The 16,853-nt window shown below is 24.8% G+C and carries 14 protein-coding genes and 2 pseudogenes; 3 read left to right on the forward strand and 13 right to left on the reverse strand.

The features are described from left to right. Positions 1-9: 9 nt before the first annotated feature. Positions 10-597: a Yip1 family protein gene (locus FD728_RS01970; protein ID WP_159934268.1), complete on the reverse strand. Its 588-nt coding sequence runs from the start codon at positions 595-597 to the stop codon at positions 10-12. Between the two features lie 158 nt (positions 598-755). Between FD728_RS01970 and FD728_RS01975 the strand changes: the two genes are divergently transcribed. Both FD728_RS01975 and FD728_RS01980 read left to right on the forward strand, forming a co-directional pair. Next, positions 756-1,322 (forward strand): DedA family protein, encoded by a 567-nt coding sequence (locus FD728_RS01975; protein WP_159934270.1) that lies wholly within the window; start codon positions 756-758, stop codon positions 1,320-1,322. 722 nt (positions 1,323-2,044) lie between these two features. Then, positions 2,045-2,962, forward strand: a pseudogene (locus FD728_RS01980) (L,D-transpeptidase family protein); the annotation flags it as partial. Positions 2,963-3,262: 300 nt separating this feature from the next. On the opposite strand, the gene FD728_RS01985 reads toward FD728_RS01980, so the two are convergent. From FD728_RS01985 to pgl, 6 genes and pseudogenes are all read right to left on the reverse strand, one after another. Continuing rightward, the gene (locus FD728_RS01985; RefSeq protein WP_159934274.1) at positions 3,263-3,970 is read right to left on the reverse strand and encodes a Bax inhibitor-1/YccA family protein; all 708 of its coding nucleotides are present in this window, start codon (positions 3,968-3,970) and stop codon (positions 3,263-3,265) included. Positions 3,971-4,780: 810 nt separating this feature from the next. After that, positions 4,781-5,248, reverse strand: coding sequence for a molybdopterin synthase catalytic subunit MoaE (gene moaE / locus FD728_RS01990; RefSeq protein ID WP_159934275.1), 468 nt, complete (start codon positions 5,246-5,248; stop codon positions 4,781-4,783). 1 nt (position 5,249) lies between these two features. After that, positions 5,250-5,495, reverse strand: a complete 246-nt coding sequence (gene moaD, locus FD728_RS01995; RefSeq protein WP_159934277.1) for a molybdopterin synthase sulfur carrier subunit — start codon at positions 5,493-5,495, stop codon at positions 5,250-5,252. A gap of 466 nt (positions 5,496-5,961) precedes the next feature. Continuing rightward, the gene (locus tag FD728_RS04790; protein ID WP_370516243.1) at positions 5,962-6,093 is read right to left on the reverse strand and encodes a UvrB/UvrC motif-containing protein; all 132 of its coding nucleotides are present in this window, start codon (positions 6,091-6,093) and stop codon (positions 5,962-5,964) included. Positions 6,094-6,168: 75 nt separating this feature from the next. Further along, positions 6,169-7,962, reverse strand: a pseudogene (uvrB, locus tag FD728_RS02000) (excinuclease ABC subunit UvrB); the annotation flags it as partial. Between the two features lie 606 nt (positions 7,963-8,568). After that, the gene (gene pgl, locus FD728_RS02005; protein ID WP_159934279.1) at positions 8,569-9,564 is read right to left on the reverse strand and encodes a 6-phosphogluconolactonase; all 996 of its coding nucleotides are present in this window, start codon (positions 9,562-9,564) and stop codon (positions 8,569-8,571) included. 515 nt (positions 9,565-10,079) lie between these two features. Here pgl and gpmA point away from each other — a divergent pair. Then, positions 10,080-10,784, forward strand: coding sequence for a 2,3-diphosphoglycerate-dependent phosphoglycerate mutase (gene gpmA, locus FD728_RS02010; RefSeq protein ID WP_159934281.1), 705 nt, complete (start codon positions 10,080-10,082; stop codon positions 10,782-10,784). A 305-nt stretch (positions 10,785-11,089) separates the two neighbouring features. Here the strand turns inward: gpmA and nadA are convergent, their stop codons facing one another. From nadA to tolR, 6 genes are all read right to left on the reverse strand, one after another. Then, positions 11,090-12,142, reverse strand: a complete 1,053-nt coding sequence (gene nadA, locus FD728_RS02015; RefSeq protein ID WP_159934283.1) for a quinolinate synthase NadA — start codon at positions 12,140-12,142, stop codon at positions 11,090-11,092. 585 nt (positions 12,143-12,727) lie between these two features. Continuing rightward, positions 12,728-13,369, reverse strand: a complete 642-nt coding sequence (gene ybgF / locus FD728_RS02020; protein WP_236261813.1) for a tol-pal system protein YbgF — start codon at positions 13,367-13,369, stop codon at positions 12,728-12,730. Between the two features lie 64 nt (positions 13,370-13,433). Further along, positions 13,434-13,940 (reverse strand): peptidoglycan-associated lipoprotein Pal, encoded by a 507-nt coding sequence (gene pal, locus FD728_RS02025; protein WP_159934287.1) that lies wholly within the window; start codon positions 13,938-13,940, stop codon positions 13,434-13,436. A gap of 61 nt (positions 13,941-14,001) precedes the next feature. After that, positions 14,002-15,300: a Tol-Pal system beta propeller repeat protein TolB gene (gene tolB / locus FD728_RS02030; RefSeq protein ID WP_159934289.1), complete on the reverse strand. Its 1,299-nt coding sequence runs from the start codon at positions 15,298-15,300 to the stop codon at positions 14,002-14,004. A gap of 98 nt (positions 15,301-15,398) precedes the next feature. Beyond that, on the reverse strand, positions 15,399-16,391 hold the full coding sequence (gene tolA / locus FD728_RS02035; protein ID WP_159934291.1) for a cell envelope integrity protein TolA: 993 nt from the start codon (positions 16,389-16,391) through the stop codon (positions 15,399-15,401). A 27-nt stretch (positions 16,392-16,418) separates the two neighbouring features. Continuing rightward, complete coding sequence (tolR, locus tag FD728_RS02040; RefSeq protein ID WP_159934293.1) at positions 16,419-16,850, reverse strand: colicin uptake protein TolR; 432 nt, start codon at positions 16,848-16,850, stop codon at positions 16,419-16,421. Positions 16,851-16,853 lie beyond the last annotated feature (3 nt).

Raw genomic sequence — 16,853 nt, forward strand, 5'->3', positions numbered from 1 at the left:
TTTTCATGACTAAAAAATACTAGAACCATAACCCCATAAAACAATTGTGAGTGCTAATAATATTTCAAATACTAATATTCCAATTGCTAATATAGAGCTAGAAAACTGTAAATTTACATCTTGTTTAATATTAAGAAAACTAGGGATACCAATGTATAAGAGATATCCTGTATAAACTAAAGCTAAAGTTGCTATTAACATACAAAGCCAAACTAATGGATATAATCCTATTACTCCACTGATGAAAAGAGGTGTTCCTACATATCCAGCAAATATAGTACAACGAGAAATACTAGGCCGATTAATATAATCATGTGCCATCCAATAAATAATACGGCCCATTACGGCTACACCTCCTAAAATAAGACAATAAAAAAACAAGCTTAATTTAAGACCTGTTATTAAACTAATCTTAATATAGTGATCTTTACCTAAATTCCATCCGATTTGTGTAGTCCCAATAAAAGTAAATATAACAGGTATAGCTGCCATTAATAAAATATGATGGGTATAATGGTATATTAAACTTTCATTTTTTTGATTTATCCTATGCATTTCTTGATGAGGATGTGCTAACAGCTTCCAAAAATGATACATAAAAGAACTCCTATATGAATAAATATTAAAATTTTAATCTTTTATAAAGATAGATGTTTTATTTTTAATTATAATCTATTGATGTCTTTTTCTAAGTATAGAAATAAAAATTAATAGTATATAAACCTATATATAAATTTATCATTGGAGAGAATAATTTGCAGTTTGATATTAAGGAATTAATCAGCCAATATGGATATTTAGCTTTATTAATTGGATGTATAAGTGAAGGAGAAACCTTTACTTTATTAGGTGGGATAGCAGTGCATGAAGGTTTACTAAAATTTAACGGCGTTGTTTTAACTACCATGATTGGTGGTATTATTGGAGATCAAGCATTATTCTACATCGGTTATTATCTCGGTACAAATATCTTAAAACGTTTCAATAAGTATAAACAAACAATTAATAAAGTTGATCAGCTTATTAAGAAATGGCCTAGTTTATTTGTTATTAGTGTACGTTTCATGTATGGTTTTCGAATTATCGGTCCAATTATTATTGGTATAAGTCGTCTTAATCCAATACGTTTTTTTATTTTGAATATTATAGGAGCAGCACTTTGGTCAGTTATTTTTGTAACATTAGGTTATTTTGCAGGAGAGATAATTACAATATGGTTACATAACCTCAATAAACATCTAAAACTATTAATTTATTTAGTATTAATTTCTTTTCTTGTAATATATATCATATATTATTGGAATCGCCATAAAACAAATTAATAGATTAATTTTTTAATATTAATAAATATAGGAATTAACAATTTATTTATGTAATATTTTTCATATATGTGTAAAGTATAAGTAAAATACTAATTAATATTTAAATATATTTTTACGAAATTTATTACCTTAATTATTTAAATAGAATGTAATTCTTTAATATAAAGAATCATTATTTTTGATTTTGATATGTATAAAAAACAAAATAAAGATATCTACTATAATAATAGTTATTTATTTTAAAAAAATATTAATTACCATCTATGAATTTTATTTTTAAAAAATAAATATCTTCCTTTACAAGGAAGGTAAAAAAATATAGTTTTTATAAGGAATGAAATTCCCTGTATTTCTTATTATATTGTAAAATACAAAAAATCACTAATTTACCTATTATCATAAAGTACATATGGTTTAAAAAACGTAAAAATTTTATGTCAAAAATACTATTATTTAAAATAAAAAAATTATTATTTTTTATTTTGTGAAATCTGATTTTTTTTATAAAAATATTTTAATATTAGTAATTTACATTAGTAAATATCAATAATGTTATCTTAAAATAAAAAGCTCATTAGTAACAATATTTAATAATTTTTTTAATAAATTGGATTAGTGATATTTATTATGTCTATAATTATAGTAGTAAACAATAGAGACAATATATTTGTTACTTAACAAATATATTAAGTATAGTGTTATATAATATCTATTAATTAGTAATGAAAAAGAGTATTTTTGTTTTAGTTTTATCTGCTCTCTTAATTACCGGCTTTCATAAATCTACTTTTGCAGTAGTTTATCCACTTCCTTCAATTAATAGTAGGTTAGTTGGTAAAAACATTGAAATTATTGTACCTAAAAATAGTAAATTATCTTTAGAAGAATTTGCAGCTCATTATCAAATGGGTATTAGTAATATATTAGAAGCTAATCCAGGAATTGATATCTATTTACCAAAACCGGGAAGTAAAATAATCATTCCACATCAACTAATACTACCAGAAGCACCAAGAGAAGATATAGTAATTAATAGTTCAGAAATGCGACTTTATTATTATAGAAAAAGTACTAAAACTGTTGTTGTTTTACCTATAGGTATTGGTGAACCAAAAAAAAATACTCCTTTACATTGGATAACAGAGATTAAACGTAAAAAAGCATATCCTACTTGGACTCCTACTAAAGAGATGCATTTAGAATATGCTGCGCGGGGTGAAAGCCTTCCTAATATTTTTCCAGCTGGACCAGACAACCCTATGGGGTTATATGCTCTTTATATTGGGCGTTTATATGCTATTCATGGTACTAATGCTAATTTTGGGATTGGTCTTCGTGTAAGCCACGGTTGTATAAGATTACGAACAGAAGATATAAGATGGCTATTTAATAATGTAAAAGTTGGTACGCGTGTACGTTTCATAGATCAACCAGTAAAAGCTACTGTAGAGCCGGATGGTACCCGTTATATTGAAGTACATAATCCATTATCAAAAACTGAAAAACAATTTAAATCAAATGAAATAGTTCCAATTAATTTTCCATTAGCAGTAACAAAAATCATATTAGATGCTAGTGTAAATAAGGATTTACTAAATGCTGCTATACAATACCGTAGTGGTATTCCTATAAAAATTAATCATTAAAATTAAGTTAGTTTTTTATTAAAGATATAGCTCCTAATAATATAATGATTTTAAAAAACGAAAAAATAATCTGTTTATTATTTATACTATATTTTTCATGTCAATAAATATAATTATTTAAAATTAATTAAATATGTAGAATTTATCATAATTTAAATATCTATCAAGTTAATATTGAATTTATTAATTAACTAAAAATAAACATCAAAAAGGACGATCATAGGATCGTCCAGTAACAAAAGTAAAATACATTAACATCATAATACTTTCAAAAAAACTTGTTGCTTTAAAAAATTAACGACGATTACCAAAAAATTTTAACAACATTAAAAATAAATTAATAAAATCTAAATATAATGTCAATGCACCCATAATAGAAAAACGACGCATACTTTCTTTATCATTTAAGTTAATATTTTGACCCATTATTTTAAGCTTTTGTGTATCATAAGCTGTTAAACATACAAAAACAATAACTCCAACATAATTTAAAATCCATGTTAATAATGAACTTTTTAACCAGAAATTGACAAGTGATGCAATTAACACTCCAATAAGAGCCATAAATAATAAACTACTAAAACGGCTTAGATCGTTTTTTGTAATATAACCATAAAGACTCACAGAACCAAACATAGTTGCGGTAACAAAAAAAGTACTACTAATAGATACAACAGTATAAACAAGAAAAATACTAGAAATTGTTAAACCAGTAAGAGTTGAATAAAACATAAATAAGCTAGTAGCAACTGCTCCGCTTAGACGATCTACCATACTGGATAACAAAAAAACTACTGCTAATTGTAAAATAATTAAACCAAAACAAATACTACGATTAGCAAATATCATAGTCATCAATGCAGGTGAATGCCAAGATAACCATGATACAAAGGAAGTAAGTAATAAACCGCAAGTCATCCAGCCATAAACTTGTGCCATATAAGTTTGTAAATGAGCTGATACTTGCTGTTCAATTGAATTATTGCGGAAATATCGTTCCATAATATACCTCTTTAAAAGTTAAAAGCTTTAACGTGCTGTAATTTTATAAGTCATTGTTAAGGTATTATTCACAATATATAACAATATTATATTCGGCAAATAATAATCATCTTATGATCCAATAATAAAAATTATTTATATGATAAACAGTATAAAATTCTTTAAATTATTTGCTAATTAATTGATTAAATATATAAATTCTGTTCATGAATCTATTGCTTTACATCTATCTATTATTCATAATAATATCGTGATTAATTTTTAAATTTTAAGTTTATAGAACTAATATTTATAAAATACATAATATAAATCTTAAAATTAATATATTAATATACTCTTAAATCAATCCAGTAAATTATAAAAATAATATTATTTATAATAACAAAATTATTTTAGTATATTTATACTTAAATTTATGTTTTTAAATAAAATAACCAAATATTTTAGATATATATAAGATTTATTCATAATTTTTTTTAAAAAAAGATTAAATACTCCTCATATAATTATACATGCAATATAATTTTACTTATTAGTGTATATTTATTTTAAATAAAACATCTAATACATACTTATAGGCAACTTCGATATCCTTACTTAATTTAAAAAAATTTTTAATAAAATTAAAAAATAATTTTTCTAATAAAATTAGACTTTAGATTCAATAAAATAGTAAATAAAATGTTTAGATCTTTGTATTTAAATTATTAAAACATTTAAATAATAAAATACTCAGATTCATTAACAATATTGAAATACTTAATTTTTATAATATTTTATCTATTATAAATTTTTTTATTCTTTCAAAAATTAATAACATTTCTTCCATTTTTCTACTGCTCGATAATCACTATCACAAATATTCACCCAATAATCACCATCATTAGTCCTTTCTTTTTTCCAAAAAGGAACACTAGTTTTTAAAAAATCTATAATAAATTCAGAGGCTTTAAAAGCATTATTACGGTGAGCACTACTAACACCAACAAACATAATTTCATCACCTGGGAAAAGTACTCCAAACCGATGAATAACTGTTACTTTCTGTAGCATCCACCGATTACATGCATCACTAACAATATTAGTTAAAATTTTTTCTGTCATGCCAGGATAATGCTCTAAAGTTAATGTTAAAACTTTTTTACCTAAATTATGATTGCGTACTTTACCAACAAAAGTAACTATTACGCCTTCTATATCATAATAAGATAACATTTTATGTTCATGTGCAACATTAAAAGGTTTATCCTCGACTAAAATACGAGTGCGATATTTCATTTTATCCTCCTGTAACTGGTGGGAAAAATGCAACCTCATCTCCTGATTTTAGAGGATGACTCATCGGTACTAGAATATGATTAACTGCTGTCAATAATTTATTAGATTCTAATGCTAATTCCCAACGAATATTTTTTTTAGCAAGTTCATCACGTAAAGCGATAATATTTTCATATGTTGATTCTACTTCTAAAGAGCTAATACCAATTAATTCACGTACTTGAGCAAAAAATAAAATTTTTATCATATACAATACTTTCCAAATAATATTACAATATATTTTAAATAGTAAGAAACAAAAAAATAAAACTCAAAATTTAACTTTTTCATAACATACATAATTATTAAGTTAGAAATATATCTATGTATTTTTTAGAGATGAGTTTCTATTGTTAGGACTACACGAATGGTATGATAAGATCAATACGCTACTTATTTATTTTTTATTCCCAAATTATAACTATAAATATATCTTATATTAAGATTTTTAATATTTAAATTTTTATGAATTAAAAAATAAATATGCAATAAAAATAATAGTCGGTAGAAAATAGTAATTAAATTTCTTATTAGTGTCTATAAAACATTTTATATAAAAAAATATTACTCAATTTTTAATACAATCTCAATATCTTAAAATAAATATAATGTTTTTTAATAATTTTTCATCTACCTATATTTTTTAAAAAGTTTATTTAACTATATAATAATCTTTATAAATATTTACGTAATGTTTTCAACTGTTCACGAATACTTATTGCTTCTTTAAATTCTAAATTTTGTGCATGTTGTTTCATATTATATTCCATTTCATTAATTTTTTTTTCTAGTTCTTGTGGATTCAATAATAAAACATTTTTTATTTTTTAAAATGTATTTAATATATTTTTTTTATTATTAATTTTATTTTTTTTATTATATTCAAGAATATCTATAATTTTCTTATTTAGTCCTTGTGGTATGATGCAATGCTTTTGATTATAAAACTCTTGTTTTTTCCGGCGTCTTTCGGTTTCTTTGATAGTACATGCTATTGAATGGGTAATTTTATCGGCATAGAGAATAGCTTTACCATGTAAATGACGAGCAGCACGACCAATAGTTTGAATTAAAGCACATTCAGAACGTAGAAATCCTTCTTTATCTGCATCTAAAATTGCCACTAAAGATACTTCTGGTATATCTAAGCCTTCACGTAAAAGGTTAACACCAATTAAAACATCAAATGTACCTAAACGAAAGTCACGAATAATTTCCATACGTTCTAATGTATCGATTTCCGAATGTAAATAACGAACCTTTTGATTATATTCTTCAAAATATTCAGTTAAGTTTTCTGCCATACGTTTAGTAAGGGTAGTAACTAAAATACGCTCATTTAACTGAACTCTTTTTTCAATTTCAGATAATAAATCATCTATTTGTGTTAAAATTGGACGAACCTCTAATATAGGATCAAGTAATCCAGTTGGACGTAATAATTGTTCTATTACATCATTACCTGATTTTTCTAGTTCATAATTACTAGGTGTAGCTGAAATGTATATAGTTTGTGGTGCTACCTCTTCAAACTCTTCAAAACTTAATGGTCGATTACTTAACGCTGATGGTAATCGGAATCCATACTCTATTAAAGTTTCTTTACGTACACGATCGCCCCGATACATTGCTTTAATTTGTGGAATAGTGATGTGTGATTCATCAATTATTAATAATCCATCAGAAGGTAAGTAGTCAAACAAAGTTGGTGGAGGTTTTTTCAAATCTCGTCCTGATATATAGTGAGAATAATTTTCTATACCTGAACAGTAACCTAATTCATTTAACATTTCTAAGTCAAATTGTGTACGCTGAGTTATACGTTGTGCTTCTATTAATTTATTATTTTTTAGTAAAATTTTACGGTAATTATTTAGTTCATCTTTGATATCAGCAATCGCTTGTAAAAGTTGTATATGTGGCGTAACATAATGATTTTTAGGATAAATTGTAAAACGTTGTATGATACTATGTACTTCTGCCGTTAAAGGATCAAATAATGAAAGCTGTTCTATCTCTTGATCAAATAATTCAATACGTAATGCAATTTTGCTTGATTCAGCTGGAAAAATATCAATAATCTCTCCTCGTACCCGAAATGAACCTCGTTGAAATATTTTATTACTTCGGATGTATTGTAATTCAATTAAACGATTTATAATATTACGCTGATCTATAATCATACCACGCGTTAAGTGAAGAATCATTTTCAAATATGAAACAGGATCACCTATACCATAGATGGCTGATACTGATGCTACAATAATTACATCACGACGTTCTAATATTGCTTTAGTAGCTGATAAACGCATTTGATCAATATAGTTATTTATAGAAGCATCTTTTTCAATAAAAGTATCAGAACTTGGTATATAAGCCTCAGGTTGGTAATAATCATAATAAGAGACAAAAAATTCTATGGCATTTTCTGGGAAAAAATCTTTCATTTCACCATATAATTGTGCAGCTAGCGTTTTATTTGGTGCTAAAATCATTGCTGGTCTATTTAATTCAGCTATCACATTAGCTATAGTAAAAGTTTTTCCAGAACCAGTTACTCCTAATAGCGTTTGATGTGCAAGACCATACCTTATTCCTTTTTTTAAGCTTTTAATAGCTTTTGGTTGATCACCTGAAGGTTTAAAAGTTGATCTCAGTTTAAAAACTTTACTCATAATCAATCCATATCAATCCATTTATAGTACTGATTAAAATCAAGTTATTTAAAATAAATGATTAAAAATAAAATAATTTAATATAATTAAATATTAGTATTTTAAAAAAAAAGATCAAGTACATAAAAAAATAACCATTTCGGTAAAGTACGATATATACTATAATTTATTAAAAATAAATAATTTTATCTAAAAGCAATATATGTTCTATATGTTTAAGTAATATTTTTAAATAAAAACTATAGTATCTATTAGTTATATAGTATTGATAATAGTTATATAGTATTGATAATCTAACTTCTTAAAGTAATCAATGTGCTTGTGCTAATTTAATATCACTGTAATTTATTCAATAATTATCCAATTAAAATAAAAATTTATACTAAAAAAGTAATCCAACTGAAAACCTTTTAAATATAATTACTCATCTCTTTTGTTTGTATGATAGAAATAATAATGATATAAAAATAATAACAAATTAATTTCTTTGTATTTTATTTGATAGTATTATAAAATAATGATATCACGGATTTGTTCTTATATAAGAATATTTATTAACATAACTATAGGTAATAAATATATTTATTTTCTTTTAAAAAATGATTTTTAATTTAATTGATGAATAGTAATCCACATTGGACCTTTTCCTACTGTATACCGTTCTAATGGAATAAGTAATCCATTTTTTTGAATTTTATATACTGTGATATGATCAGATTTTTGTCCTGCTGATAATAAATAATGTCCATTATAGTCAATATTAAAACCACGTGGTTGTATTTCAGTAGATTGAAAGCCTTGAATTGTTAATGTATCACCATTATTATTGACTTTAAATACACTAAGTATATTACTAGTACGATCACATGTATAAAGAAAACGTCCATCAGAAGTAATATGAATATCTGCAGCCCATCGTTTTCCAAAAAAATTCCTAGGCATTATATCTACGGTTTGCAAACATTCAACTTGATATTGATCATTATTTAAAATCCAAACGTCAACGGTACTATTTAATTCATTAACTGAATAAGCATATTTATTGTTTGGATGAAATACTATACAACGAGGTCCAGCACCTTTAGCAGTATTAACTTGTGACTGTTTATATGGTAATAACTTACCGCTATAATTCAATTCAAATAAACAAATACGATCTTGTTTTAATACAGGCACAAATAATATTTTATTATTTAGATCAATATTTACTGAATGACATCCTTCTAAATCATTGATAATCTGACTTGGTTTAGTTAATTTGCCTACATTATTAATAGGATTCATACTAATGCAAGAACTGTTATAAGAAGCACAAAATAAATAATTTCCTAAACGATCAGTAGAAATATGTGTTGGGCTACCTGGTAATCTAACTTCACTAGATAGTCTAAGTGTGCCATCAATATTGATATAATAAGATAAGATACGAAAAATTGGACGAATACCTATATAAAGAATATTCTTTTTCGGATGTACGACCATTGGTTGCACCTGACCGTCAACATCTAATATTTGTAATAATATTAATTCTCCATTTTTTTTTAATAGCCATACGTGAATTTGCTGACTTATAGGACTAGCAACATATACAATTTGTTTCATATGCTTTTTTTTTTAAATTTATAAATTAATCAAATAATGAATAAATATTTAGTTATCTTATTTATTATAATTAAATTAAAGTCATTTCATATTCATACTACTAATAAAAATATATTTCTTCATCTTATTTTTCTAACTATTTAAAATTATTAATTATATATGCTAAATTATTCTTGTTTTGTATGTAAAATACAATTATAAAATTATTTTAGTAATATAATTAATATTTTAAAGTAAGTAGTAATAATGATATAAAAATAAATTTAGTCATTTATATTATATCCATCATAAAGTAACTATGAAATACGTAACTAAATCAATATATAATAAAATATACAATATCAATATATTCGCATTGAATTCATATTCTTATTAACTGGATATAAAAAAATAAATCTTTTACTTTTAATTAAAAGAATTTTTAATATTATTTAAAAATATATAATACCACCTAAGCTAAAGACTTAATCAATATATGTATATGTATTTCGAATAAAAATAAAGGGAAAAAATATATGATATTTAATAAACTAGTTCTTATAAGACATGGCGAAAGCCAGTGGAATAAAGAAAACCGTTTTACTGGTTGGCATGATATAGATCTATCTGATAATGGAAAAAATGAAGCTAAATTAGCTGGTTTGATTTTAAATGAACACGGATTCACCTTTGATTATGCATATACTTCTATGTTAAAACGTGCGATACATACTTTATGGAAAGTATTAGATGAGTTAAATCAATCTTGGCTATCTGTTGAGAAAACATGGCATCTTAATGAGCGTCATTATGGTGCACTTCAAGGATTAAATAAAAACGAAACTATAGCTAAATATGGTAAAGAACAAGTTAAAAAATGGCGTCGAGGTTTTATTAATAAACCACCAGCATTAAATCGTACTGATGAACGTTTCCCTGGACATGATATTCGTTATCAATCTTTAGATTACGATCAATTACCTACTACTGAAAGTCTAGCATTAACCATTGAACGTGTAATTCCATTCTGGAAGAATAATATTCTACCACGTATAAAAAAAGGAAATAAAATAATTATTGTAGCACATGGCAACTCACTACGTGCATTAATAAAATACCTAGATAATATAGATGATAATAAAATTATTGAACTCAACATACCAAATGGTATTCCATTAATTTATGAATTAAATTATGATTCTAAACCAATTAGACACTATTATTTAAATAATACGAATTAATATAATATTATTTAATATATTAAATAGCTGATAATAAAGTTTTTTAGTAATAAATATGTAAATATTAGTTATCAGTTAATTTTAATTAACATTAAGAATATTAATTCTTACTAGATGGAATTTATTTTTTTATTAACTTGTTCAGTTCTTGATTTTAAATATTTTTAATAAAAAATGAAATTTTATAATATTTTTATATTTTATATTTTATATTTTATATTTTATATTTTATATTTTATATTTAAATTATACATGATAATTATTTTTTTTATTTACATAGCAAAAGTTAATACTAATTAAATATTTTATTTAAAATTATTTTTTATTTTAGATGCAAACGATAACATACGCTTTAATGGTATTAAAGCATCTTGACTTGTTTTTGGATCAAGACAAATTTCATGAGCATTACCTCCATATTCTAATCCATTTGCAATAGATTGTAAGCTATTTATTGCCATCCAAGGACAATGTGCGCAACTACGACAAGTAGCTCCTACACCAGCAGTAGGTGCTTCAATTAATTCTTTATCTGGAACAGCTTGTTGCATTTTATAAAAAATTCCACGATCTGTAGCAACTATCATTTGCTTATTTGGTAAAGAATATGCAGCTTTAATCAATTGGCTAGTAGATCCTATTACATCAGCAAGTTCGACTATACTTTGTGGTGATTCTGGATGTACTAATACTGCTGCATTAGGATAAAGTATTTTCATATGTTTTAAACCTTGAGTCTTAAATTCCTCATGTACTATACAAGTACCATTCCAACAGAGTATATCTGCACCAGTTTTTTGAGTAATATAACGACCAAGATGTCTATCTGGAGCCCAAATGATTTTTTTTCCAATACTGTGAAGATATGAAATGACTTCTATAGCAATGCTTGAAGTTACAACCCAATCTGCATTAGCCTTAACAGCTACAGATGTATTAGCATAAACTACTATAGTACGATCTGGATGATCATTGCAAAAACTATGAAATTTATCAATTGGACAACTTATATCTAAAGAACATTCCGCCTGTAAGGTAGGCATTAATACAGTTTTTTTTGGATTAAGAATCTTTGCAGTTTCTCCCATAAACCGTACTCCTGCAACCATTAAAGTTAAAGCAGAATGAGAATTTCCAAAACGAGCCATCTCTAACGAATCAGCTACGCAGCCACCTGTTTCTTCCGCTAATGCTTGAACATCAGGATTAGTATAATAATGAGCTACTATAACAGCATTTTTTTCTTTTAATAAATTTTTTATTTTTATTTTCCAATATATTTTTTCATCTTGGCTAAGATTATCTGGTTTTGGAGGGAAAGAATAATTTATGATTTCAGAATTGAATATCAAACTCATTACCTAGTTCTCATTTTTATTTAAAAAACAATATAAAAAATATAATGTTAATAACAAAATTGTTTATATTTTAAGTAAAACAATAAAAATTACTCATACTGTAATTTTATTAATATGTAAAGAATCTTTATTCTACCAATAAATATAACTAATTTTATTGATTTTAATATACTATAAATATTAATTAACAAATTAAAATATCAATAAAAAAACATACAATAAAATTATTTTAAAAATAAACATTTTTATCTCTTAGTTAGATGTAATTATTCAATTAAAACATAAATGATATTAATTATTTAATTAAATCAATCGTAAAGATTTATTAATTTTAAAATAGTTTTTTTATATAAAATGAATTATTTGTTATTTAATAGACATATATATCATATATACTATATGAAAATTATTATGATTTGGTATCATATCAATAAAATATTTTAAAGTAAGTAAAATATGTTATATAAGAAAACCAAATCATATTACAAAATAATATAGTAGTATTACAAAATTTAATATTTTAAATTGATGTTAGTGATTTGAATACTAAGTTAAATAACTTAGCTCCACTTTCTCATTTATTATTTATAATTGAGAAAGATATTTTCTAGCTTGTTTAGCAGAATTGGTATCAGGAAAATTTTTAATTATTTGCTTATAAACTGCTTTGGCTTTTATTAATTCTTTTTTTTCTTGCATAATTAGACCAATTTTTAATAGAGATTCTGATGCTTTAATTGATTTGGGATATTTTTTTACTACATTAGCAAAGTAATAAGCTGAATTTTCTTTTTGACCTTTGTTATAAAATAATTGCCCAAGCCAATAATTAGCATTTGGTTGATAAGAAGAGCTAGGATATTTTATTATCCATTCTTGTAGTGCATTAGCTGCTAGTTCATATTTTTTTTTGTCTATAATTAATGCAATAGCATTATTATATTCTATATCTGAATTATCCATTATCTTAGATATAAATAAATCACCTGTTCTTTGATCATATTGTTTTTGACTATTAATTTTTTGATTTAAATTAAAATCATTTTGTTGAATTTGACCTCTTAGCAAATCAATATCATGTTGATTATAAAGAATTTGCTGTTGTAATTTCTGTAAAAGTTGAGCTTGAGCATTAGATATCCTTTCAAGAATAGTAATTCGACTTTCAAGTGACGTTGATTCAAAATAATTACTTGAAATTTGAGCAGTTACATTCCATGTAATCATTATACTACTAAACAGTAAAAATCTTAATACATCAATTATAAGTTTATAAATCATTTTACCCTCATTAGTATATTAATATAGCTCGACGGTTTTTAGTATAAGCCATTTCATTATGACCTAATACAATAGGTTTTTCTTTACCATAAGATACTATAAATATTTGTTCAGATAGTATACCCTTACTTTCAAGATATATTTTAATGGCATTAGCACGTCTTTCACCTAAAGCAATGTTATACTCTGGTGTTCCACGTTCATCTGTGTGTCCTTCGATTGTTACTTTATAAGATGGGTGAGCATGTAAAAAAGTTACGTGTTGTTCTAACATTTGAAAATAATCAGGTTTTACATCATACTTATTGGTATCAAAATAAATGGTATTATTATTTTGCATGTGTAAACGTACTTGTTCGTCTAAAAAATGGTGAACATTAGAAACATTCTTATTATTATTTTTTGTAATAATATGACTACTCTGATTATACTTATTTTTTTTATCAGAGCTACATGCAGAAACTATAGTAACTATACTAAATAATATTAACCATACCATAAATTTATTTGATTTCATTAAATTATCCTTTTTATTTATAAAATAAATGTATTTTATTTACTCTTTCTATATAAAAAAATCATAGATACGGTGACCAAGCTGGAAATTTTACTTGCCCATTGCTTGCTGGAAGACTTGCTTTAAAATGACCATTACTTGATACTAACTGTAATATAGATCCCATTCCTTCAATAGAGCTATATATAATCATTGTTCCATTAGGAGCAATACTAGGTGTTTCATCTAAAAAAGTACTTGTTAAAATTTGCACTACTCCAGTTTCCATATCTTGTTTAGCCACATGTTGAATACCATTAACATTAGTGATCATTATTAGCATTTTACCATCAAAAGATATATCTGCATTCTGATTTCTAGAACCATTCCAGCTAATACGTTTTGGCATACCTCCATGAATATTAATCTTATAAATCTGTGGTGATCCAGATTGATCAGAAGTATAAGCTAGTGTTTGATTATCAGGAAACCATGTAGGTTCTGTATTATTGAATCGATCATCAGTTATCTGAATAATCTGTTCTGAATTTATATCCATAACATATAAATTTAAACTACCAGTTTTTGATAGAACGAATGCTAATTTAGAACCATCTGGTGAGAAAGATGGTGCTCCATTATGACATGGATAAGAAGCAATCTGTCGGATATTTCCATTAGCTAAAGTTTGGATAACCAATGCAGATTTTCCGCTTTCAAATGTAACATATGCCAGTTTAGTTCCATCAGAAGACCAAGCTGGTGACATAATCGGTTGCATTGAATGATATACTACAAACTGGTTATAACCATCATAATCAGCTATTCGTAACTCATATGGTATTTGGTCTTTATTACTATTTTTAACCACATATGCAATTCGCGTACAAAAAGCTCCTTTAATACCTATTAATTTTTCAAATATTTCATTACTAACATTATGAATGGCATACCGTAACCATTGTTTAGTTACTTTAAAAGAATTTTGAGCTAACACATTATTCAATGAATTACTAGTATCTATTAGTTGATAAGAAACTTGATAACTTCCATCTACATTAAGTATTAATTTACCTATAACTACTGTATCTATACCTAACTTTTTCCAATAAGATGGCTGTATTTTTTCTAAATTATCTAATTGTTGTGGTAAGGAAGAAGCATTTAATGGATCAAATTTTCCGCTATTACGCAAATCAGCTGTTACAATTTCAACGAAGTTTTCTGGCGGCATACCAGAACTTTCCCATTGTAATAAAAATATTCCAATTGGACGTGCAATATCTACACCTTTTGTGATTTTAATATAAACATCTGCTTGTAATATTTCTGACCATATAAATATAAAAAAAATTACAGTTAAACTAATTATTTTTTTCATTTTTTCCCTTGTTAATAATAAAAATTGATGTATTTTAAATATTTTAAAGTACATTAATCTTTATTAATATTAATAGTTATAGGAATATTTCTAATTAACTATTTTAATAGTTTGGTTACGGTTGATTTTGGTTCAAAATGTATTTGAATATTTTTAAAAATTTTATATATTGCTATAGATGGTGGTTTTGGAATTTGTGCTTGCTTAGCCGCTGTAATAGCCGCCTGACATAATGCTATATTTCCTCTTTCTGATTTTATATTGATTAGCAATCCATCTGGCGATATTTGAATACGTAAATTACAACTTTTTCCACGATATAGATCTGAATCGTAGAAATGTTCTTGAATAGCTTTAGTTATTTCTCTAAGATAAGTATTGATTTCTATTGATATATTAGAATATTTTTTATCATTATATATATCTTTTAATATGTCTTTACTTGAAGATAATTCATGTATTAAATCATTAACAGTTTTTTTATTCTTTTCTTGTTTAAAAGAAAAATTTTTCTTTTTATTAGCATCAATAATAGATTTAGATGTTATAGCAACTTCTTTATTTACTTTTGTTACTTTCTTTTCTTTATTTATTTTAGCATCAATAATAGATTTAGATGTTATAGCAACTTCTTTATTTACTTTTGTTACTTTCTTTTCTTTATTTATTTTAGCATCAATAATAGATTTAGATGTTATAGCAACTTCTTTATTTACTTTTGTTACTTTCTTTTCTTTATTTATTTTAGCATCAATAATAGATTTAGATGTTATAGCAACTTCTTTATTTACTTTTGTTACTTTCTTTTCTTTATTTATTTTAGCATCAATAATAGATTTAGTAATAAAATTAAGATTTTGTTTTTTAATTATATTATTGTTTTTTTTTTGTTTTTGATGAAAATAATACTTATTGTCTAGTGAACTAATATCAATACTTACTGCATCAATACTATCCCTATTTCTTTCATTTAATATATTTTTTTTGCTAAATGTACTCCAAGTTAACAAGATAATTAGTATTATATGAAAAAATATAGAAATAATTATAGCATTTTTAATTCCATTTTTTTGTTTAATGATTTGAGACATTTTAACATTCTCCGCTATAATTATGCTTTAAATTGATTTAGTCATCAAACCAACAGATTTAACACCAACTTGACGTAATAAAATAATAACTTTAATAATTTCATCGTAAGATACTTGCTTATTACCGCCGATCAAAAATACTGTTTTAGGATTAGCTATAATATTTCTTTTTACTTGATTTATTATTTCTTTTAGAGATAAATGGATCGTTCGAGAGTAATTTATTATTAAATTATAATTTGCTGCCCCTATCACCTCAATAATAATTGGGATATTTTTATCTTCTTTAGAAAAAGTTTTGGAATTTTTAACGCTTGGTAAATCCACTTTTATACTTGTGGTAATAAAAGGTGAGGTCATCATAAGAATAAGAAGTAAAACTAATAAAACATCCAATAATGGAATAATATTAATTTCTGATTGTGAATCACTGTGCCTACGAACACGAATTTTAGGCATTTT

The organism is Pantoea sp. Aalb, assembly GCF_009829985.1.
In the GTDB taxonomy this organism is placed as follows: Bacteria; Pseudomonadota; Gammaproteobacteria; order Enterobacterales; family Enterobacteriaceae; genus SZZU01.